This is a genomic window from Pseudoalteromonas sp. AOP31-A2-14 (assembly GCF_052378035.1).
GTDB lineage: Bacteria > Pseudomonadota > Gammaproteobacteria > Enterobacterales > Alteromonadaceae > Pseudoalteromonas.
Genome location: NZ_JBQSXI010000001.1, coordinates 1,876,451 through 1,898,890, shown reverse-complemented (window position 1 = coordinate 1,898,890; position 22,440 = coordinate 1,876,451). Strand labels below are relative to the sequence as shown.

Sequence of the window (22,440 nt, the reverse complement as noted above, 5' to 3'; positions counted from 1 at the left end):
ATCCATCGATAAATCGAGATTATTTTAAATAACATTAATGTACTAGCTTATCAGTTGCAATGATTATAAGGTAAATACCGTACCAAATAAGTAAACTGCCTAAAAATAAACGGGTCCAACTATGGTTGATAAATTTATGTAATTTTTGCGCGCCAATGCCAATGGTGATCATGGCAGGGAAAGTACCAAGAGCAAAGAAGAGCATCACAAATGCACCTTCTAGGGCATTATTGCTGGTCATTGACCATGTTAAAGCTGAATATACTAAGCCGCAAGGTAGCCAGCCCCAAAGTGCTCCATAACCAATGGCTTTAGGAAGTGAGTTTATGGGTAGCAAAAACTTATTTAACTTAACCAAATGTTGCCAAATAAGTGTTTTCCCCACCTTCTCTAACCACTGTAAACTGGCTCCTAAACGCATTATATACAGGCCAACAAGCAGCATAAATAACCCACTTAAAAGTGAGAGCAATAAGGAAAAAACTTGGTTTTGTGAAGCAAAATGACTGCTTATTCCTGCCACTAATGCTCCGGCTAACATGTAGCTTAGTGCGCGGCCTACGTTATAAGCAATTACAAAATAAAAGCTGTTACTTTGTTTACTGGCAAGTTGTAACGAACTTGCAATACCGCCACACATGGCAATACAGTGGCCACTGCCAATCAACCCCATGATAAAGGCACTGCTAAAAAGGGGATCAATCATTGCTTTTATTATGCTGCTCTTTGTCGTCCTCAAATAAAATACTATGGCCTTGCTTATTTAAGTCTGAAAATTGCTCAGTACGTACTGCCCAAAAAAACACGCCTATAGCAATAATTACAAATAAAATGGCGATGGGGATCAAGATATAAATAATGCTCATAATTTCAATAACCTTAATGAATTACTGATAACAATAATGGAACTTGCAGACATGCCAATAACAGCCATCCAAGGGGCAACTAAACCTAATGCTGCCAGAGGTAAAATAGCACTATTATAGAGTAGCGATAATGCTAAGTTTTGTTTGATAATTTTGCGTGTTTGTTTTGCAACGATAAGCATTTGCTCGATTGCTTCTAAATTACTATTGAGTAAAACTACATCGGCGGTGTTTTTGGAAATATCAGCGCCAGTCTCCATCGCGATAGATAAGTGAGCACTATTAAATACGGGGCTATCATTAACTCCATCGCCAATCATGGCTACTATTTTGTTAGCAGAAGACCACTTTTCAACGGCGACTTGTTTATCTTTAGCAGAACATCCCGCTTGTACAGTATCTAAGTTTAGCTGTTTTGCGACTTTTTGCCCAGTATTAGTGGCATCGCCTGTAAGCATGTGGCATTGCAAGCCTTGCTTATGTAAGTTAGCGATTAAGGCGTTGGCGTTATTTTTTATAGGATCAACAAAGTAAAAGTGAGCAACTGCTTGTTGGTCGATATAAAAAGTGGCTTGGGCATTGGTTTTTTTAGTGTTAAACCAACCGCTTTTTCCTACGCCATAGTGATGCTTCTCATCTCGACCAGTTATGCCTTTGCCGGGCACTATTTTAATATCAGTTAAGGTGCGAACTGTTGGTGTATAGTCAGTAAAAGCACTTGCTATAGGATGTTCTGAGTAGCTTTCAAGTTGTGCAACTAAATTTAAAACCGTTTTTTTAGTCACACTATTATCAAGCACATCAACCGCATCTAAACTAAAGCGGCCTTGAGTAAGGGTCCCTGTTTTATCAAATGCGAGATCAGTTAATTTCGGCAAGGTTTCTAATACGTGAGATTGTTTAATTAGAATACCTTTACGGGTAAGCGTTGCCACGGCGCAAGTCATTGCAGTGGGTATCGCTAAGCTCAGCGCGCAAGGGCAAGTTGCAACCAGTACAGCAATCGTTATCCAAAAGGCTTGAACTGGGTCAGTTTGATACCAGCCAATAGCAGTAATTGACGCAAATACAAGCAAGCAGGCCACAAACCACTGCGCTACTTTATCAGTAATTTCAACAAGTTTAGGCCGAGTCGCAAGGGCACTGTGTTGTAATTTTATAATTTGGTTCAGGAGTGTATTTTGGCCGGTTTTATTAATTTCAATTTCAATCACGCCGTCATGATTAACAGTACCAGAAAAAACCGGGTGCTCAGGGTATTTACTTACCGGTGAATGTTCACCGGTCATCATCGATTCATCAACGCTGGTGGTGCCATTAATAATAATGCCATCTGCGGGAATGGTTTCACCGGCTTTAATTAAAACACGGTCATGAAGTTTTAATTTTTTAGCGGCAATGATCTGCTCATTGCCCTGTGCGTTAATTATACGAGCGGTTAGTGGCAGTAATTTTTGTAAGTTAGCCGTAAACTCACTGGCCTTTAAACGAGCTCGAAACTCCAAGTATTTACCCAGCAATAATAAAAAGGTAAACATACAGATAGATTCAAAATACACTTCGCCTACTTGCATTATAGTCGCGTAACTACTGGCGGCATAAGCGCCAAAAATTGCTAGCGATACCGGTAAGTCCATATTGAGTTGTTTAGCTTTTAAGCCATTTATAGCGTTAGTTAAAAAGGGGAGTGCGCTATATAAGATAACCGGCGAGGCTAAAACTAAACTGATCCAACGAAAATATTGCTCAAAGCTTTCTTCCATGCCGGAGAACATGCCAAAGTACATGGCAAAAGCAAACATCATCACCTGCATAGTCATTAAACCTGCCACACCTAAGCGACGAATATACGCTTTGGCAACCTGTTGCTTTTGACTTGCTTCTATATCTGCTTGAAATGGGTAGGCTTTATAGCCAATTTCGAGCAATGATTTAATTATTTCGCTCAGAGGTGTGCTCGATTTATCCCATTGGATCATTGCACGGTTAGTTGATGTATTAACATCAACTCGCTTTATGCTGCCTAATTTAAGTAATTGGGTTTCAATAAGCCACGCACAAGCAGCGCAGGTGATCCCCTCAACCGTTAAGAGTACTTCGCTAACATCGTTATGTTCACTAATAAACTCATCTTGGATATCAGGATTGTCGTAACTTTCAACAAGTTTTAACTGCTCAGGTACAAGCTGTTCAACTTTACCTGCACGCACGGTCCTAAATTTATAATAATCCGTCATGCCTTGCGCGACGATGGTTTCAGCAACCGCTTCACAGCCCACACAACACATGGGTTGTGCGGTTTGTTCGATCAATACTGTTTGTGTAAAACCTGATGGAATAGGCTCTAAGCAATGAAAGCAATTTGCAGCCATAACTATTTGTTACTTATATTCAGGATTAATGGCAATACTTCGCGTATTTGGCAAAGTAATGTTTTCTTTTAATTTCCAGCTAGCATCGGTCGGCTCTATAAACACGGTGTATGCGCCATCGGTAAATGGTTCAATAATCGCTGTGAACTCGCCTTTAGCATTTGGGGTCAAATGCGTATCAAAGTCATAAGCCTGAATAGTTCTATGATAAAACGAAAGCTTAAGAGAGTGAATATTACTTGTATCGCCTTTAATAAATTTAAAGCTTACTTTATCGGTGCTCACCGTTAGATCACCATGTAAATAAAGTGCTTTAGCTTTATCAAACTTAGTGAGTTCTAAATTGATTGCTTTGCCCTTTTTATAGTAATCATCAACCACCATGTCGGGACCGTTGCCGATAGCAGTGATAAATAATGAAACACAACCAATAATGGCGGCTAGTGGGAAAAAGATTAAAAACCATGGCCAAAAGTTCTTATACCAAGGAGTAGGGCTCATAAATAGACAACATTAATTTGTTTGTGATAAGAGTATTTTATAGGATTTATAATCAAAAGACTAAAAAAAAGCCTCAAATTAGAGGCTTTTTTGATCTTAATTAATTTATTGAAATAAAAGATTAATTTATAAACATTTTATTAATATTAAGCTTATTTATCTTGTGATAAACTATATACATATGCAGTTAAAAGGTGAATTTTTTCTTCGCCTAAAATGTCTTTCCACGCCGGCATTACACCAGCACGACCGTTATTAAGTGTTTCTTCAACAGCGCGCTGTGAACCGCCATATAACCAAATGTTATCGGTTAAGTTAGGTGCACCAAAAGGTAAGTTGTTAGCAACTGACCCTTTACCATCTGCGCCATGACAAGCTGCACACATAGCAAATTTAGCGGCACCTGCTTTTGCATCTTTTTGGTTTACAGTACGACCAGAAAGACTAAGGACATGTGCGGTCATTTCTTTAACGCCTTGCTCGCCGAGTGCATCACCCCAAGGTGGCATTTCTGCAACACGACCATAAAGAAGTGTTTCTTTAATCTTGTCTGGTGTGCCACCATATAACCAGCTTTTATCTGTTAAATTAGGGAAGCCTGTTGCACCACGGGCATCAGAACCGTGACATTGCGAACAGTTTTGTGCAAATAAACGTTGACCAATCTCAAGAGCTTTTTCATCCTTAGCAAGAGTTTCAATGTCTTGTTTAGCAAAAGCATCAAAAATAGGACCAAAACGTTTATCTGCTGCTTCGTATTCTTTATCAAGTTTTACAAATTTATCATTTTCTTTGGCATCTTTAACAGCTTGCTTAGATTCAGCTAAAGAGGTTACACCTTGGTTAGAGCTTGTCCATTTAGCTAAGCCTTCCCAATTACCAAGTCCTGGGTAAGCAGCTAAGTAATAAACTGACCATGCAAATGTTGCAAAGAACATGTAAGTCCACCACTTTGGTAGTGGGTTGTTTAATTCTTCAATACCATCAAATTCATGCCCGCAGCTTTCACCCTCTTCAACACCAGCGTAGTTCTTTAAGTTCCACACCAATAATCCAAACAAGATGAACAGACATGATAGGGTTAATACAATAACCCATATACTCCAAAAGCTAGTCATTTCTCAGACTCCTTTTCCTCATTAGAGAGTGTTGTATTGTGTTTTTTTTCATCTTCAAAAATAGCATTGGCAGCGTCACTAAAGCGGTTTTTACTGCGCTTACTGAATGCCCACACAACAATCACAATAAATAATACTAATATTATTAGCGTTAAAATGCCTCTGTATGTTCCATAATCCATAATATGTTACTTCAAGTGCGTGCCAAGTTGTTGCAAGTACGCGATAAGGGCTTGCATTTCTGTTGCACCTTTACCATCGTTCATTGCATCAACTGTAGCAATATCAGCAAGTAATTCTTCATCGCTACCATAACCTAAACCAGGGTGTACCGGGTTTTCTGGGTTGATAGAAAAATTATCACGGAAAATTTTCAGTTTATCCAGAGTCAAACTTGTATCTAAAGTGTTCTCTGCTAACCAAGGAAATCCTGGCATATTTGACTCAGGAACCACTGCTCGTGGGTCAACTAAGTGTGCATAATGCCAATCATCTGAGTAACGCTCACCTACACGAGCAAGGTCAGGACCAGTACGCTTAGAACCCCATAAGAATGGGTGGTTCCATACTGACTCACCGGCAACTGAGTAGTGACCGTAACGTTCAACTTCATCACGAAAAGGTCGGATCATTTGTGAATGGCAGTTAGCGCAGCCTTCACGTACGTAAATGTCGCGACCTTCCATTTCAAGCGCTGTAAGAGGGCGCAGGCCATCTACAGGTTTAGTGGTATCGTCTTGGAACATTAATGGAGTGATTTCCACTAATGCACCGAAACTAATTGCAAAAACAGTTAATATAGCCATAAGGCCGATATTTTTTTCGACTATTTCATGTTTATTTTGTGATTTCTTTTTGCTCATTATCTCACCCCGTTATGCTAATTGTGCTTGCGCGTCTAATTTCAACGAATTATCTTTCGCTGCAATTGTACGGTAAACGTTATAAGCCATAACTAGCATACCGATGACGATGAACACACCACCTAAGAAACGCATAACATAAAATGGATATGATGCTTCAAGCGATTGCACAAAGCTGTACATTAGGGTGCCGTCAGAGTTTACTGCACGCCACATAAGACCTTGCATAACACCTGAAATCCACATTGCTACAATGTAAAGTACAACACCTACAGTGTGTAGCCAGAAGTGGGTGTTAACCAGTTTCACGCTATACATGCGACCCTGTGAATATAAAGCAGGAATTAGGTGGTAAATAGCACCAATAGAAATCATCGCAACCCAACCAAGCGCACCGGAATGAACATGCCCGATAGTCCAATCAGTATAATGTGATAATGCATTTACTGACTTAATTGCCATCATCGGTCCTTCAAAGGTAGACATACCATAAAAAGAAAGTGAAACAACTAAGAAGCGAAGTACAGGATCAGTACGAAGTTTATGCCAAGCACCAGACAAGGTCATGATACCGTTTATCATGCCGCCCCAAGAAGGTACGAATAAGATAATTGACATCACCATACCTAAACTTTGTGTCCAGTCAGGAAGTGCTGTGTAGTGTAAGTGATGAGGACCAGCCCAAATATAAAGTGATACCAATGCCCAAAAATGAACTACTGATAAGCGATATGAATATACCGGACGACCAGCTTGTTTCGGTACAAAGTAGTACATCATACCTAAGAAACCTGCAGTTAGTAAGAAACCGACAGCGTTATGACCATACCACCACTGTACCATGGCATCGACTGCACCAGCATAAATTGAATATGACTTGGTAAGAGATACAGGCACTGCCATGCTATTTACAATATGCAGAACTGCAACCGTAATAATAAAACCAGCATAGAACCAGTTAGCAACGTAAATATGCGAAACCTTGCGTTTGGCAATAGTTCCCATAAATATAACCGCATAGGTAACCCAGACAATCGCAATTAAAATGTCGATTGGCCACTCAAGCTCGGCGTACTCTTTAGAGCTTGTAATACCTAAAGGCAATGTGATCACTGCAAGTACGATAACTAATTGCCAACCCCAAAAAGTGAAGGCGGCTAATTTGTCGGAGAGAAGTCGCGTTTGACATGTGCGCTGAACGACATAATACGATGTCGCAAAAAGTGCACTAGTACCAAATGCGAAAATAACTGCGTTCGTGTGTAACGGACGAAGTCGAGAGTATGTTAACCATGGTGTATCAAAGTTAAGTGCTGGCCAAGCTAGTTGGGCAGCAATCAGAACCCCGATACTCATGCCAACGATGCCCCAAATCACTGTCATTATAGCGAATTGGCGTACAACTTTATAATTGTACTCAGTTTGTGATGCTACTGTTTGGCTCATTTTCTGGCTTCCGCTGCAATTTATGCGTTTAGAAATGAATTACCCACTACTTAGAGTGGGCCCTACTACTTCACAAGCTTATGCTCTAAAGCTATCACTACCTGATAACTTTTGAAAACAAACTCGCGAACCCCTTATTTTTGCGGGCTAAATGATAAATTTTTTGGCCTAAAAAAGATAGTTCAATTGCATAAAATTATGACATCAATCAAATTTTCTCAAGTTATTGGTTACTTTTGGCACGGTTTTTCTACTATATGCCTGCGCTTTGAGCGACCATTTTGTTAGTATATCTCTCAACATCTTTTATATGCGTGAAAATAATGAAACTGTTTACTTATTTAGGCTGTGCTTTCATCCTGGTATTGCTCAGTGCTTGCGAACCGCAAAATACCAGTATACAAGAGCAACCCCTCAGTGCAAGTTGTAACAATAACCAGCCTTGTCGTTATGAAAGCGGTGTAAAGGTATGGTTAAGTGAGCCTACTTTGTCACCTGAAGAGGAGTTTTCTATTCATGTATCCCTGCCTGATAACTTGCAGATTGAAGAATCAAAGCTGGTTGGGGGTACCATGTATATGGGGTATATACCGCTGAACTTTGAACCTTTTCAAGATCATTTTATCGCTCATACTATGGTGGGTATTTGCAGCGAGCGTAAAATGACTTGGCAATTAAGCCTCAATACTGTTGACGATGATGGATTGAGTCAAACTCTCAGCTATTTTTTTGATGTAGTTTATTAAGTATGGACTATGTAGGCTAAAAGAACTGACTTATATTTTGTTTAAAAATAACCTAGCTTGTCTTCAGCCTTCATTTCATGAATATATTTTTTGCTATGCACTTGAGCGCTAAGTACTCAAGTGCTTTCAAAGTTCCCTTTGTATTATTTATATTACTTTCAGTTAGTTAATAGTGGCACATTTTTAGTTGCACATTTTCGACTCAGTTAAATCAGTCCATATTACTTATTTCCAACCATATTTTAGCGCATCTTTTAGCTTACGTTTACAAAGCCGACGGAGTAGGCATGAGCGTGCAAAACTTTTATCAGCTCAATACTGTTATAGATAATATAGATACTGAAAAACTAAGGCATTGGCCCTTAACTACTATTTCTGATAGAAACTGTTAGTTCTATTGCGCTAGGTAATTTGGCAGTAATGACGTTAATTGATTGCTATATTAGTACTACACACATCGAAATGACCTAGTTGATATAGTATAAAACCCTATTAATATAGGTACTTAATTCAGTAAATTTAGCCCCCCGATTGATAATTAATTTCACCGTTAACAGACAACCACAAAAGTATCTAGATAAAACACCGTAGTACATAGAGATTACTCTTGAAATTTACTGGGGGTATAGCGTCCGGATTTATTCTATTTGAAACAATACAATCCATAAAAATAACTATAGATATCAAATTTTCTATATGTGGCTGCTTATTAAAAAGGCAAAAATTAATCTCTACTGAAGCAATAAGGTGAACTTTTTTACCTATTTATACTCTATTAAAAGGCTTAATTAATCATTTTTTATGCATAACTATGGTTAGTAATAAACAAGGAGTTTTGCGGTTTTTATAAAACGGTGTGATTAAGTTGTAAATTTTCTGCTTTCGGTAAAAATGTCGCGTAATTACGTTTGATTACAAAGGCGGTGTATTTGATTTCATTGGTTTAATTTTTTGTGATCTTGTTAATTAACACCCTGTTTTTTTTGTGTTTTATATCATTAACATTGAAACATTTGTTTACCTATTTACCTGTATATAGTACACAAAAACCCCTGTGATTTTTATTTGTTCTTCTATTCAGTTTTCATTCAGTTAACTCGGCCTAAGTTGACGCCCTGACTCGTAATTCAAATAATAACGAGTACTACCTGAGCAAGGTAAATTTCCAACAAGTAGGGTTTCACATGAAAAAATCAATTCTTGGTTTAGCTGTTGTATCAGCAATACCAATGTTCTCAAGCATGCAAGTTTTAGCTGCTGAAGATTCAGCAGAATCAATCGAAAAAATCCAAGTTACGGGCTCACGTATCTCACGTTCAGATATGGAAGGTGCAAGCCCAGTAACGTTAATTGGCGCAGACGACATCAAAGCGATGGGCGCGACAAGTATTGATAGCGTTTTACAAAAAATGACCGCAACTGGCGGCGCAATGACAAACCCTGGCGTTAATAACGACTCAGGTGGTAATGCACGTATTGATTTACGTGGTCTTGGTTCGCAGCGTACATTAGTACTTGTTAATGGTCGTCGTATGATTAACTCTGGTACTGGTGCTGCATCTTCTGTTGATTTAAATACTATTCCAGTATCAATGATAAAATCAGTTGAAGTACTAAAAGACGGCGCGTCAGCTGTATATGGTACTGATGCTGTTGCTGGTGTTGTGAATATCATCTTAAAAGATGACTTCGAAGGCCTAGACATGAACGTCAATGCTGCAATTACTGGCGAAGGTGATGCACCTGAAAACTCAATTGATTTTACTGTAGGTACATCATTTGACAAAGGTAATATCGTACTTGGTATGCAATATACCGATCGCGGAAATGCAAAGCAGTCTGATCGTGACTTCTCAAGTTGCCCAATAGCAGAAGGCGCAAATGGCTTAAACTGTAATGGTGGCTCAACTTACAGTGAAGGTGGACACATTTGGCAAGACGGTGTAATTGGTGATGTAAACTCAGAAGGTAACGCGTTTGATGATGATGGCAACCCAATTACTTCTGGTCTTGCTATAAATGATAGCGGCCTGAGCGGCCAAGGCGGTTTACACCCATTCACTGATGCAGATCGTTATAACTTTGCACCAGCAAGCTACCTATATACGCCAATGGAGCGTTTAAACTTAACGGGTGTTGCTACGTATGAATTAACTGATGACACAAGCCTGTTCACTGAATTCACTTATACTAAACGTTGGTCTGAGCAACAAATGGCTGCGCAGCCAGTGTGGTTTGGTTTTAACTACAACGCAGATATGGATGAAGACGGGGACTCTTTACTAGGCCAATCTTATAATAGTAAAGTTGACCGTGATGGCGATGGCATTGCTGACCGTGATGCAGATGGTAACTACATTACAGAAAGCGCAAACTATGCTTACGATGACGATATTTTTTATGGCCGTCGTATGAGTGATACGGGGCCTCGTTACTACGAGCAAACAGTTGATACTGTACGTGCTGTTGTTGGTGCTGAAGGTTTTGTGGGTGATTACTCTTGGGATGTGTCGGCTAACTTTGGTCGTAATGACTCAGTTGATAAGACGGGCAATCTTCACAACATGGGTGCTATTCAAGATCAAATCATTGAAGGTACTTTTAACCCACTTGATCAAGCTGCGTGGTCAGGAGAAGAGTTCAGCAAAAACGTTTACACAGAAGTAAATAACGGTGGTAGCCAATTATTTATTCTTGCTGCGTCAGTATCAGGTGAAATGTTTGAGCTTCCTGCAGGTTATACAGCATTTGCGGCTGGTATTGAGCGTCGCCAAGAGAAAGCATGGTACACACCTGATTCACTAACTGCACAAGGTTTAGCAAACGATCCTATGGTTGAGCCAACCGCAGGTGGCTTTGATGTAAACGAAGCATATGTTGAATTTGCTATCCCACTTTTAGCCGATGCACCATTTGCTCAAAATGTTGAGTTAAGCGCCGCTTTACGTGCCTTTGATTACAGCACATTTGGCTCTGACGAGACATGGAAACTAGGTTTAACATGGAAAGCAAACGACGAACTAATGTTCCGCAGTGTTGTATCAACAGCATTCCGTGCGCCAACTGTTTCTGAGCTTTACTCAGGTAATTCACCATCGTTTGAAAATGTTACTTATCCTGGTGCTCAAGACCAAGCAGAAGTTACAGTAGGTGGTAACGATCAATTAACACCGGAAGAAGCTGATACATTAACTGCTGGTATTGTTTATGAACCAGAGTGGTTTGACGGTTTCTCAATGACTGTAGATTACTACGACATTGAAATTGAAAATGCGATTGTAACGGTTGATAACCAATACATCGTTGATGAATGTTTAAATAATGCAGCTAATGCTGGTACTGCTTTATGCCAATCCTCTAATGTAACAATTGATGGCACTGGTCGTATTATCTTTAACAACCAATTACAAAACATTGGTGTTGAGAAAACCTCTGGTTACGATTTAAACCTAGAGTATAGCTTTGATGCTGTTGGCCTTAACTGGAAAGCAGGTCTAGATACAACTTACCTTGACGAGTATGTTAAGCAAGTTACAGGTGACCCGGTTGATTATGCAGGTATAATCACTTCAGGTTCTGGTGGTTATGCTGAAATCAAGTCTAACTTTACGCTAAACGTTGCTGGTGATAACTGGGATGCTCAGTATCAAGCTCGTTATATTGCCGGAATGGACAGCTTTGCATGTTTAAATAAAGATACTTGTTATGCACCTACAACACCAAGTGTTGTATATCATGATTTAAGTGGCTCTTACACTGTCAATGAGACTGTTTCAGTGTCAGCGGGTGTTAACAACTTGTTTGACAAACAGCCTCCTTATTACACAGGTAATAACGATTCAAATACTGACCCATACACGTATGATGTATTAGGTCGTCGTTTCTTTGCTGGTGTGAACGTTAAGTTCTAATTTAAGTAATAAAACATTTGATTCTTTAAGGCCTAGTTTTTACTAGGCTTTTTTTATTGAATAAAGATAAGGACACACGTAGACTTAAGGCTTATATAAAGAAGGAGCATTGCTTGTTAAAACAGGATGAAAACTTATCCTTTATTATCGAACCTGAGTTGAGCCCGCGTTCTGAGCAGCGTATCGACCTGTATTTCTCTATCCCGAATGAAATGGGCATCAATCCGCAAACGCTTACCGAAGAGTCTTACTTTAATAATCACTTCAAAGCATTTTTAGCCTATAACGCTAACAACATTCACTTACCGCTTGTTCGTAGCCGTTTTGTGAGTAAAAACAAAGGCGAGCAGCAAGACTACCGACAAAACTTAAATTTATATTGTTATCAGGTGCGACTAGCCATTGAAACCGATATTAAAGAAGCGCTTAAAATTGAAAGCACCGATGAGTTTTATCAGCGTACTACGGAGCTTTGTGAACAAAGTACTAATTTATTAAAAAAGCTACGCCGTTATACCCCTGATGATGAAAAGCTGGTGCCATTTTATACCAATGCAGATAACTACTTAAGTTGGCAGGTCGAGCAATCGTTTTTAAAATTACTTGACGAAGGGCCCCGCAGCAGCGATTACGCAAAAGAGCGTAATGAGTTGATGAATTTTTGTAAAAGTGAAGACACCTATCGTACTGAGCAACAATATAACTCAGATTCCACTTTGCAAGACGCTAATAGAATAACGAACAAAATGCGCTTGCTGCAACGCTTAATTGAACATGGGGTTATTTTAAAAAGGCAAACTCGTTACCTTAACAGCTATTTAAAAAGAGTCGTTAAGGGCTCTGTTACTGCGGTGATCATGGCCTTTGTAATGGTGGTCGTGCTCAATGCCCGCTCAAGTTTTACTGAGGTTACGGCGACCTTAGTGGTTATTCTTGGTGCAATTTATGGATTGCGGGAAATATTTAAAGAAGATATAACTCGGGTTATTTGGCGCGCGATTGTAAAAGGGCGGCCAAAATGGCGTTTTTTATTTCGTAATAGTGTTACTAAAGATAAAATAGCCAGCCAACATATATGGCTTGAATATATGCGTTTTAAACATATTCCAGAGCAAGTGCGTAAAATATTTTCAAAGCGCCGGCAACAAAATAAGCAAGCTGCGCAGTGGCTACATTTTGCTAGCGAAATAAGGGTTAGCGCTAAAGAGTTTTTACCTGGCTATGACAGTCTGCAGCAAACCTTACAATTTAATTTATCGCCATTTGCACGGTACTTAAAAAAAGGTGAGGGCAAACTTTATCATATTGATAATAATAAAATTTCAAAGCAAGGTGTGGAGCGTCGATACCAGTTGAATTTAGTATTAGTGCAAACCATTGGAGATGATAAAAAGTACCAGCGTTACAAAATAACCCTCAATAGAAGTAAAATAGTCAATATTGAACTTATTTATACGAAAAAGAAATAAACGACCTCTCGTCTTTTTATATTATTACGGTATCATTCCTTTTCTGATTTTTATCGCTAATATGAGTGTTTAATGCGTTTATTGCTGTCAAGAATGTCTCCCAGTAGTCAATGTCCACCGCGTAAACCTATGAGTAAAATCATGTGGTCGCTGTTGGGATCATTTTTAGGCATTTACTTGGTGGGTTTAATAGGTCAAACGTTACAAGTTGATACTGTAACGCAGTTGTTTTTAATTGGCTCATTAGGCGCTACTGCGGTACTTATTTATGGCGCGCCGATGGCGGAATTTTCTCAGCCTCGAAACTTGGTGGGTGGGCATGTCCTGAGTGCGCTGGTGGGTGTGACAGTAGCAAAGTTAATTCAAGGGGACTTATTATTGGCAAGTGCTATTGCGGTGTCTGTATCTATCGCTGTTATGCACTTAACTCGTACTTTGCATCCTCCGGGTGGGGCGACAGCTTTAATTGCTGTGATAGGCGGTGAAGCTATTACTAATTTAGGCTATTACTATGTAATAAGCCCCGTATTTTTTGGCTCGGCGATTATGTTATTGGTTGGGTTGCTGGTTAATAACTTATCAAGTAATCCTAAGCGGCATTATCCAGTTTACTGGTGGTAATGTGTATAAATAGGTGGCAGAGCCACCTAATTCAAGTTACTTATTTACACCGGTTTTGCTATAAAGTGATACTTTATCTGATACCAGCGTGATCTCAATTTTCTTACCTTCATTACCCCAAATACAATTAGTGTGTAAGGTTTTTTCTTCACAGCTATCTGCTTTACCTAAAATAGTCTCAACTGCTGTTTTATCCATGCCGATTGATATCTTTTCATAGTTTTCTAAGTTCACTTTAGAGCAGGCCGCAAGTGCTAATGTTGCGGTAATAATTAAAGAGTTTTTCATGGCTTTTCCTAATGCTTAAACTTTCTTATCTGTACAATCATGCCCATCTTTGGGTGATCAAAGTAATGAATTTCGTGACTAATTACGCGTTTGAACTGAGAAAAACGTGCTTTTTCAATATCCCCTGTTGGTAATTTGTCAGCTAAATCAAAATCAGCAGTAATGTATAGGTAATGATTTAAATGAATCTTAAATAGGCCATCTAACTCCCAAGAAGAAACCATCTCAGGCTGTGTATTAAACCCAGTATTACTGTTATCCATTAAACTAATAAAGCTTGAATTATTTTGCGCATTTTGGTTGATAATACGAGGTGGTTTAAATTGCTCGCCACCAAATAAGTGAACACTTGGCGCGCGAAACTTACTTTTTCCCTCAAAGCGCCAACCGGTATGTAGTATGGGCGTTAAACCTTTTCGCTTTAATGCTTGTTGCTGGGCTTTAAACTTCAGTTGCGAAGGTGCTAGTAAGTAAGGTTCGATCATATTATCTTTTGCTGGTGCATCAGGAGTTAACGGAAGGCTGTCGTAGCTTTTTACATAATCTACGCTGTCATCACAGAGATTCGAACGCTCTGCGCTAACTAATGAGTCAGTAAATGATGAAGAATTAAAGCGGCTGTCGCCATTAATACATGCTTGTTGTGCTTGCTTTGAATACAAGGGACTTAATAAGTCTAATTGATTATTAGCGGTAATTTTTTCGTGTTTTAAGCTAAAGTCTTCTTGTAAGTAGGGGGCTTGACGCTGCTTGAAAATAAGCACTTCCACTTCAAACCAACGCTCTGCAAATGCACTACTGCTAAATACACAGCAAAGTATCAGAAGATATTTTTTTAACGACATTAATGGCTAACCTTTTTCTCGAAATCTGCAATCATTGCAGTGACCATTTTTAAGCGTTCATGAGGGTTTGCCTCACTAATAGCAAAACGTAACTTACTGGCACCATCCATTTTATAGATATGCGGTGCACTTTGTATCAAACCAATAATGAAGCTTGGGTTAACCTTAGTATGTTGGCTAAACTCAAAATAACCCCCCTTGGGGTTGGCTTCAATTTTATTAATGCCAATCGCACTTGCTTTAAGCTTTAGCTGTTGCAAACTAAATAAATTTTTAGTTGCGTCGGGTAATAAGCCAAAGCGATCGATTAACTCTACCTGCAACTCGTCCATATCATTAAGGTTAGCACAGCTTGCTACACGTTTGTAGATACCTAAACGGGCATTTACATCATGAATATAATCAGCAGGTAATAGTGCTGGTAGCTTTAAGTCGACTTCAGTTTGCTGCTGTAATAAGTTTTCAAGAGTCGGCTCTTTACCTTCTTTTAAGGCGTTAACTGCTTGATCGAGCATTTCCATATATAAATTAAAGCCAATGGTTTGCATTTGACCTGACTGATCATCGCCTAGTAGCTCACCTGCACCACGAATTTCTAAATCATGGGTTGCAAGGACAAAGCCTGCGCCTAGGTCTTCAAGTGATTCAATAGCTTCGAGTCGTTTTAGGGCATCTTTAGAAAGTGCTTTAGGGTTGCCGGTTAATAAATAGGCATAGGCTTGGTGATGGCTGCGTCCAACACGCCCACGTAATTGGTGCAATTGTGCCAAGCCCAGTTTATCCGCTCTATCCATAATAATAGTATTGGCGGTCGGTACGTCGATACCGGTTTCAATAATGGTGGTACATACCAAGACATTATATTTTTGATGATAAAAATCACCCATGATTTGCTCAAGCTCACGTTCACGCATTTGCCCGTGGGCTGATGTCACACTAGCCTCAGGTACCCATTCACTTATTTCTTGTGCTACGCGGTCAATGGTTTCGACATTGTTGTGTAAAAAATAAACTTGTCCACCTCGTTTAATTTCCCGTAATACTGCCTCGCGTATTAAATCGGCATCACGTTGGCGCACAAAGGTTTTTACCGCTAAGCGTTTTGCCGGTGGCGTGGCAATAATAGATAAGTCACGCATGCCGCTCATGGCCATGTTGAGTGTTCGAGGTATTGGCGTAGCAGTGAGTGTTAGTATATCGACATCAGCACGAAGTGATTTTATTTTTTCTTTTTGGCGTACACCAAAGCGGTGCTCTTCATCAACAATCAATAAGCCTAAGTCTTTAAAAACGATATCTTGTTGAATCAGTTTATGTGTACCAATAACGATATCTAGTTTGCCATTGGCCATTTTTTCTAAAGTGTCTTTTTGCTCTTTAGTTGAGTTAAAACGCGATAATACACCTACCTCTATAGGGAAATCAGCAAAGCGGTCTTTGAAATTTTCAAAGTGCTGCTGGGCAAGCAGGGTGGTTGGCACTAGTACAGCAACCTGCTTATCATCGTTAACAGCAGTAAAAGCAGCGCGCATGGCAACTTCGGTTTTGCCAAAGCCTACGTCTCCACATACTAATCGGTCCATGGCGAGTTTGCTTTGCATATCGCCGATGACGGCCTCAATAGCATTACGCTGATCGTCTGTTTCTTCAAATGGGAAGCTGTCGCTAAATTGTCGATATGCACTGCTATCGAGCTTAAATGCATTGCCTGGTTTTGCTTGGCGTTGAGCATAAATGTCGAGTAATTCGGCGGCTACGTCTCGGACTTTTTCAGCGGCACGTTTTTTTGCTTTTTCCCACGCATCTGAGCCGAGCTTATGAAGTGGTGCGCTTGCTTCCTCACCACCAGAATACCGGCTTAACATGTGCAGCGCGGCAACAGGTACGTAAAGTTTGGCTTCACCAGCATAGTTAATGGTGACAAACTCAGTAACAACACCTGCGGCATCAATGGTTTCTAAACCTTGATAACGACCGACACCATGATCAAGATGCACAATGGGTTGGCCAACTTTAAGCTCAGCCAAGTTACGTATTAACGCATCTTGGCTTGCTTCGTATTTGTGTTTACGGCGTCTGCGCTGGGAAACTTTAATACCGAGAAGTTCTTGTTCGGTAATAATTGCAAGGGTTGGTTTGCCACTAAGCACCACACTTTGCTCAAGAGGCGATACAACTAAACCAACATCACTGCTGCTGTGATAAAAGTCGCTAAAGGTCTCAAACTCTTTCACTTTTAAGCCACTAGGGCGAATGAGTGTTAATAGAGATTCACGGCGTCCGTCTGATTCAACCGACAGTAAAATACGGCCTTTTTGCTTTTTTATCTCGCTTACATAATTAATAAATGCTTGATAAGGTTCATGCAATTTATGGTCAATACGAACAGTTGGTAGTTCTTTACTTGCTAAATTGGTATTGCCTGCTTTAGTGCCGAGCTTAGCTTGGCTTAAGCGAATACGGGCAAAGTTACCTAAGTTTGAAAATAACTCATTAATCGGTTGATACAGGGATTCAGGCGCAAGCAGCGGCCTAAGTGGGTCAACTCGGCGGTTTTCATAGCGTACGTTTACATCATGCCAAAATTGATCAGCGGCGTGTTGTAAATCACCTAGCTGCATAAATGTGGTGTTGTTTGGCAAGTAGTCAAATATAGTTGCTAAGCCATCAAAAAACAGCGGCATGTAGTATTCAATACCTGCAGGCCAAGTACCTTTGCTAACCTGCATATAAACAGAGTCTTGTTCTGCACTTGCGCCAAATTGTTCGCGGTAATTAATTCTAAAGCGTTCTACGTCCGCTTCATTAGTTGGAAATTCATGAGCCGGAAGTAGCTCAATTCTATCAACCTTTTCATCAGAACGTTGAGTTTCAACGTCAAATAAGCGAATGGTGTCGATTTCATCGTCAAAAAAATCCAGTCTAAACGGGTGCGGGCTGCCCATTGGATATAAATCAACAATCGATCCGCGAATAGCGTACTCGCCATGCTCCATCACTTGTTGTACGTTTAAATAACCTGCTTGTTCTAAGTTGTCGCGTAGAGTGTGAGTGTCGAGTTTATCACCGAGCTTAAAGTTTAAAGTAGAACCATAAATAAATGAGGCCGGTGCGGTGCGCAGCATTAACGTTGAAACCGGCACAATCAATACACTTTGTTGTTCTTTTTTTAGTGTATTAAGAGTCGCCAGGCGAGCAGAAATAATATCTTGATGAGGCGAAAAATGATCGTAAGGCAGTGTTTCCCAGTCAGGAAAAACCATTACTGGGTTTTCAGGTAAAAGGTATTCAAGCTCTGTTTCAAGACGCAACGCGCTTGGTGTATCAGGGGTAACAATAACCACTAAATCAGAATGTTGCTTTACACCTTCGGCAATCGCGATACTTAAACCACTGCCAGTGAGTTGCCCCCATTGAATTTTATCAGCTTGAGATTTTACCCATGGCAAGGCTGCCCATTGCGCAAACGCCATTTATTACTCCTTTACGTGCGCAGTCTTTGCTGCGCGAATTTTAATATTGTTTAGTCGCGGTATATTTTGCTTAAGTCGTGGTAATGATCAATACGACGGTCACGTAAATATGGCCATATACGTCTTACGTCATCGGTACGTTTTCGATCAAGTTGCACCACTAATTGTTGCTCGTCAGTACTGTTTGCACTAGCGAGTAATTCACCTTGTGGGCCTGCAATAAACGAGTTACCCCAAAATTGAATACCTTCGCTTTGTCCGCTGGGGTCGATTTCGTGGCCTACGCGGTTAGCACTTATAACAGGCACGCCGTTTGCAATTGCATGGGCGCGTTGTGAAATTACCCAAGCGTCTAGTTGACGAGTTTGCTCGGCGCTGTCATCACGGGGATCCCAACCAATAGCAGTCGGGTAAATAAGTAGCTCAGCACCTGCCATTGCCATTAAACGGGCGGCTTCTGGGAACCATTGATCCCAACATACTAATACGCCAATTTTACCGACTGAGGTTTGAATTGGCTCAAAACCTAAGTCTCCTGGGGTAAAGTAAAACTTTTCATAAAAACCTGGATCATCAGGTATATGCATTTTACGATATTTACCGGCAATGCTGCCGTCTTTTTCAAGTACTATTGCGGTATTGTGATAAAGCCCCGCTGCACGCTTTTCAAATAATGAGGCAACAATCACAATACCTAACTCTTTAGCTATTGCACCAAGAGTTTCAGTACTTGGGCCAGGAATCGTTTCTGCTAAATCAAATGTGTTTACGTCTTCGGTTTGGCAAAAATATAAACTACGATGCAGTTCTTGTAGTACTACAAGCTCAGCTCCTTGGCTTGCAGCATCACGAATACCGGCGATTGACTTTGCCATATTTTCATCGGCATTATCGCTGTTACTTTGCTGAACTAATGCAACAGTAAATACATTAGTGAGTGCATCATTTACTATTTTAGAGTGGCTCATAGGGTCGCTCCAACTAAAAATCCACGAGGTAATTGCATGGTAATGCAATGTAAGCTGCCAAATTGATGAATAATAGGCAAACAATTAACGCCTATTATGTGATGTTCTGGGTAAGCTTGCTGAACTTTTTTAAGGGCAAGCTCATCATTGCTATCATTATAAGTAGGCACTAATACGGCGCCATTGATAATTAAGTAATTAGCATAGGTGGCTGGTAATCTGTCGCCTTCAGTATTAAACACAGGCTTTGGCCAGGGTAAATCTATAAGCGTATATGGGGTGTTTTTGCTGGTTTTAAAGGTTTTCAATTGACTTTGCATCGCACTGAGTGCGTTAAAGTGCTCATCGTTTTGGTCATCACACTTTACGTATAGCAAAGTATCATTTGGCGCAAAACGCACTAAGGTGTCAATATGACTGTCGGTGTCATCACCAGCTAAATAGCCATGCTCAAGCCATAAAAATTGGCTTGCTCCTAAGTGTTTAGTGAGACTTTGCTCTATATCCGCTTGGCTTAATAGTGGGTTACGATTAGGGTTAAGTAAGCACGCTTTAGTGGTTAGTAATACACCGGCTTCGTTAATTTCTATACCGCCACCTTCCAGTACAATATCAACGGCTTGATAATCATTACTGCTATTTGCAAGTTGTTTAACTAACACGGCATTTATTTGATTATCAAGTGTGCTTGCAAACTTATTACCCCAACCATTAAAGGTAAAATCCATTATTCTTAACTGACTAGTATCGTTAATATTGCTGCAGGTTAGTGGGCCGTGATCTCGCGCCCAAGTATCGTTACAAGCCGTGATAACAAAGCGCACATTACTCATCGCGACATTAGCGTTAGTCAGCAACTTGTTAATGTGGTTTTTTAAGGCTTGATCATGAGCCACAATTACTAGAACTTGGCGTGCAGCAATATGTTGGCACAAGGAAATATATACAGGCTCAACGTTGGCTAGGTTATCTGCCCAGTCAGTGTCTTGATGGGGCCAAGTGAGCATAATTGCATCTTGTTCAGCCCATTCGGGTAATAGTCTAAAGTTCATGAAAGTAATAAACAAATAAAGGTTGCGTTAGTTTAGCATTTTAGCCAAGGATGTCAGCTATTTCATGGTTTTGAGTTATCATTTAGTGGTTGCTCGGGAGACTTCTGGTTAGTTTCTTTTAATTGCCGTGTTTGTGCGCGAAGACTTGCGAGTACAGCGAGCTCTTGGCCACTGTCTTTAATAGCTTTAAATAATAAGGAATACTGCTCAAACTCGATTAATTTTTAATTACTCTTTGCGATCTCCTCTTTATATTAGTTAATACTCGCGCTCAAGTGTTTAAATTACTCGTTGTTGTTTAAGCCATAAAAAAGGGCAAACGTATTATTTGCCCTTGATTTTTAGCTTGTATGACGATATTAACCGTAGTTCTTTTTAGCTTCCCTTATTAGATATGAAGCTTGAAAACATCGGTTTGAGCACTTTTGTCTATTTTAAGTTCATGATTTATAGTGAATTATTTTAGTTTCTCGACCAGCTCAGTTAAGTCCTTCACGTTAAAGTCAGGTTTTTGAGCTAGTGGAAATAGTGCTTTACCTGGGCGTGCTATAAAAGCAGTATTTAATCCCGCGGCATTTGCACCGGCAATATCCCATCCGTGAGCGGCTACGAGTAGTGCTTCTTCAGGCTTTACATCTAATTTTTCAAGCGCCCACTCATAAGCTCTTAGGTCTGGCTTATAAATTTTTATATCTTCGATACTGTAACGAGCATCAAAAAGTTCAGTTAGCCCAGCATTTTCAAACTGTGCTTTTACACCCTTATTTGAAGAGTTGGTAAGGCTTACTAGCTTGTACCCTCTATCTTTTAATATTTGTAGGCTACTTTTAACATCAGGGTGGGCTGGTAAGCTTAATAGCGGTGTGACAATTGCTGTTTTGGCTTTTTCAGCATCTAATGCAATACCATTGTTTTGAGCAACCATTAATAGTGATGCAACACCAATTTCACCAAAATCTTGGTAATCGCCTATTGCGGTTGTTACTAATGAGTGATGGAGCATAGTTGAAAACCACAGTGGCAATAAGTCTTCACGACCGCCTAATGCTTCGCCTATTGATGCACGCATTGACTCTAAATCGAGTAGCGTTTCGTTTACATCAAAAATAATTACTTTGGGCTGGGTGGCCTCTGTTTGTTCTGCCATTACATTACCTCCTACAAGAGTACTGGTGACTAGTAAACCTAGTGCTACTGATTTAAACTTTTTAAGTACGTTCATTTGTTTATTTCCTTTAAATTTCCTTTAAATAAGTTAAGCACATCATTTGGCTCTGCGCGCTGTGTATAATCTTCAGATACAAATGCATAGGCGACCTCTGCGCGTTGATTAATCACATAAGTACTAGGTAAGGGTAGCTGATAACTATCATCCCCATTACTTTTTGGGAGATCTAACCCAAGCTTTGCATAAATTGGTTTTAAACGTTCATCTAGAGTGAATACTAAGCCAAATTGCTCAGCTATTTTATTGCCTACATCCGAAAGTACGATAAATTCTAGTGCATTTTTTTGTACTGTATCGAGTGATGAGTCAGGTAACTGCGGTGAAATTGCAATAAGCTCAGCCCCATGCGCTTTAAAATCAGGAAGTAGAGCGTTAAATGCTTTAAGTTCTAAATTACAGTAAGGACACCATTCGCCACGGTAGAAGCTTACTACAATGGGGCCTTTAGCTAGTAAGTTACTTAACTTTATTGCTGTACCGTTTTGGTCGGGTAAAGTGAAATCAGCAACTTTATCACCAATACGAAGGGCTTTGTCGGAAATATGCTTTGAGATCAGTTGTTCTGTGGTCTGGTTCATTACCTCAAGTATATCGCTTGGCATTTTAGCTTTTTTTTGCTCTTCATAAGCTGCAATCTGTGCAGTTAAATTCATAATGAATTCCTTACTAAGTT

General features: G+C 39.9%; 19 protein-coding genes. 4 read left to right on the top strand and 15 right to left on the bottom strand.

Features of this window, described 5'->3' with window-relative positions; translation table 11 throughout:
* Positions 1-34: 34 nt before the first annotated feature.
* The 8 genes from ACT3S9_RS08740 to ccoN all read right to left on the bottom strand — a co-directional run bounded on the left by ACT3S9_RS08740 (position 35) and on the right by ccoN (position 7,166).
* Positions 35-706: a sulfite exporter TauE/SafE family protein gene (locus ACT3S9_RS08740; protein WP_444750890.1), complete on the bottom strand. Its 672-nt coding sequence runs from the start codon at positions 704-706 to the stop codon at positions 35-37.
* Positions 699-866, bottom strand: coding sequence for a cbb3-type cytochrome oxidase assembly protein CcoS (gene ccoS / locus ACT3S9_RS08735; protein ID WP_441834423.1), 168 nt, complete (start codon positions 864-866; stop codon positions 699-701). Before ccoS ends, ACT3S9_RS08740 begins: the two co-directional genes overlap by 8 nt.
* Complete coding sequence (locus tag ACT3S9_RS08730; protein WP_441994644.1) at positions 863-3,238, bottom strand: heavy metal translocating P-type ATPase; 2,376 nt, start codon at positions 3,236-3,238, stop codon at positions 863-865. Before ACT3S9_RS08730 ends, ccoS begins: the two co-directional genes overlap by 4 nt.
* Before the next feature lie 9 nt (positions 3,239-3,247).
* Positions 3,248-3,739, bottom strand: a complete 492-nt coding sequence (locus tag ACT3S9_RS08725) for a FixH family protein (protein WP_441994645.1) — start codon at positions 3,737-3,739, stop codon at positions 3,248-3,250.
* A 152-nt stretch (positions 3,740-3,891) separates the two neighbouring features.
* Positions 3,892-4,857, bottom strand: a complete 966-nt coding sequence (ccoP, locus tag ACT3S9_RS08720) for a cytochrome-c oxidase, cbb3-type subunit III (protein ID WP_441834426.1) — start codon at positions 4,855-4,857, stop codon at positions 3,892-3,894.
* Positions 4,854-5,039: a cbb3-type cytochrome oxidase subunit 3 gene (locus ACT3S9_RS08715; RefSeq protein WP_441834427.1), complete on the bottom strand. Its 186-nt coding sequence runs from the start codon at positions 5,037-5,039 to the stop codon at positions 4,854-4,856. The genes ccoP and ACT3S9_RS08715 overlap by 4 nt, the downstream gene beginning before the upstream one ends.
* Positions 5,040-5,045: 6 nt before the next feature.
* Positions 5,046-5,720 (bottom strand): cytochrome-c oxidase, cbb3-type subunit II, encoded by a 675-nt coding sequence (ccoO, locus tag ACT3S9_RS08710; RefSeq protein WP_441834428.1) that lies wholly within the window; start codon positions 5,718-5,720, stop codon positions 5,046-5,048.
* 12 nt (positions 5,721-5,732) lie between these two features.
* Positions 5,733-7,166, bottom strand: coding sequence for a cytochrome-c oxidase, cbb3-type subunit I (gene ccoN, locus ACT3S9_RS08705; RefSeq protein WP_441834429.1), 1,434 nt, complete (start codon positions 7,164-7,166; stop codon positions 5,733-5,735).
* A 323-nt stretch (positions 7,167-7,489) separates the two neighbouring features.
* On the opposite strand from ccoN, the gene ACT3S9_RS08700 reads away from it, so the two are divergent.
* The 4 genes from ACT3S9_RS08700 to ACT3S9_RS08685 all read left to right on the top strand — a co-directional run bounded on the left by ACT3S9_RS08700 (position 7,490) and on the right by ACT3S9_RS08685 (position 13,913).
* Positions 7,490-7,912 (top strand): hypothetical protein, encoded by a 423-nt coding sequence (locus tag ACT3S9_RS08700; protein ID WP_441834430.1) that lies wholly within the window; start codon positions 7,490-7,492, stop codon positions 7,910-7,912.
* 1,184 nt (positions 7,913-9,096) lie between these two features.
* Positions 9,097-11,823, top strand: a complete 2,727-nt coding sequence (locus ACT3S9_RS08695) for a TonB-dependent receptor (RefSeq protein WP_444750889.1) — start codon at positions 9,097-9,099, stop codon at positions 11,821-11,823.
* Positions 11,824-11,936: 113 nt separating this feature from the next.
* Positions 11,937-13,292 carry a hypothetical protein gene (locus ACT3S9_RS08690; protein WP_441834432.1) on the top strand — a complete coding sequence of 452 codons (1,356 nt, stop codon included), beginning with the start codon at positions 11,937-11,939 and terminating at the stop codon, positions 13,290-13,292.
* A 72-nt stretch (positions 13,293-13,364) separates the two neighbouring features.
* Positions 13,365-13,913, top strand: coding sequence for an HPP family protein (locus ACT3S9_RS08685; protein WP_441834433.1), 549 nt, complete (start codon positions 13,365-13,367; stop codon positions 13,911-13,913).
* A 36-nt stretch (positions 13,914-13,949) separates the two neighbouring features.
* On the opposite strand, the gene ACT3S9_RS08680 is transcribed toward ACT3S9_RS08685, so the two are convergent.
* From ACT3S9_RS08680 to ACT3S9_RS08650, 7 genes are all read right to left on the bottom strand, one after another.
* The gene (locus ACT3S9_RS08680; RefSeq protein ID WP_441834434.1) at positions 13,950-14,201 is read right to left on the bottom strand and encodes a DUF3862 domain-containing protein; all 252 of its coding nucleotides are present in this window, start codon (positions 14,199-14,201) and stop codon (positions 13,950-13,952) included.
* A gap of 8 nt (positions 14,202-14,209) precedes the next feature.
* On the bottom strand, positions 14,210-15,046 hold the full coding sequence (locus tag ACT3S9_RS08675; RefSeq protein ID WP_441834435.1) for a peptidoglycan binding protein CsiV: 837 nt from the start codon (positions 15,044-15,046) through the stop codon (positions 14,210-14,212).
* A complete protein-coding gene (gene mfd, locus ACT3S9_RS08670; RefSeq protein ID WP_441834436.1) occupies positions 15,046-18,519 on the bottom strand; it encodes a transcription-repair coupling factor in 3,474 nt (1,157 codons plus the stop codon). The genes ACT3S9_RS08675 and mfd overlap by 1 nt, the downstream gene beginning before the upstream one ends.
* Positions 18,520-18,569: 50 nt before the next feature.
* Complete coding sequence (locus tag ACT3S9_RS08665) at positions 18,570-19,487, bottom strand: carbon-nitrogen hydrolase (RefSeq protein WP_441834437.1); 918 nt, start codon at positions 19,485-19,487, stop codon at positions 18,570-18,572.
* A complete protein-coding gene (locus ACT3S9_RS08660) occupies positions 19,484-20,539 on the bottom strand; it encodes an agmatine deiminase family protein (protein ID WP_441834438.1) in 1,056 nt (351 codons plus the stop codon). Before ACT3S9_RS08660 ends, ACT3S9_RS08665 begins: the two co-directional genes overlap by 4 nt.
* A gap of 457 nt (positions 20,540-20,996) precedes the next feature.
* A complete protein-coding gene (locus ACT3S9_RS08655) occupies positions 20,997-21,761 on the bottom strand; it encodes a haloacid dehalogenase type II (protein WP_441834439.1) in 765 nt (254 codons plus the stop codon).
* On the bottom strand, positions 21,758-22,420 hold the full coding sequence (locus ACT3S9_RS08650; protein WP_441834440.1) for a peroxiredoxin-like family protein: 663 nt from the start codon (positions 22,418-22,420) through the stop codon (positions 21,758-21,760). The genes ACT3S9_RS08655 and ACT3S9_RS08650 overlap by 4 nt, the downstream gene beginning before the upstream one ends.
* Between the last annotated feature and the right edge of the window lie 20 nt (positions 22,421-22,440).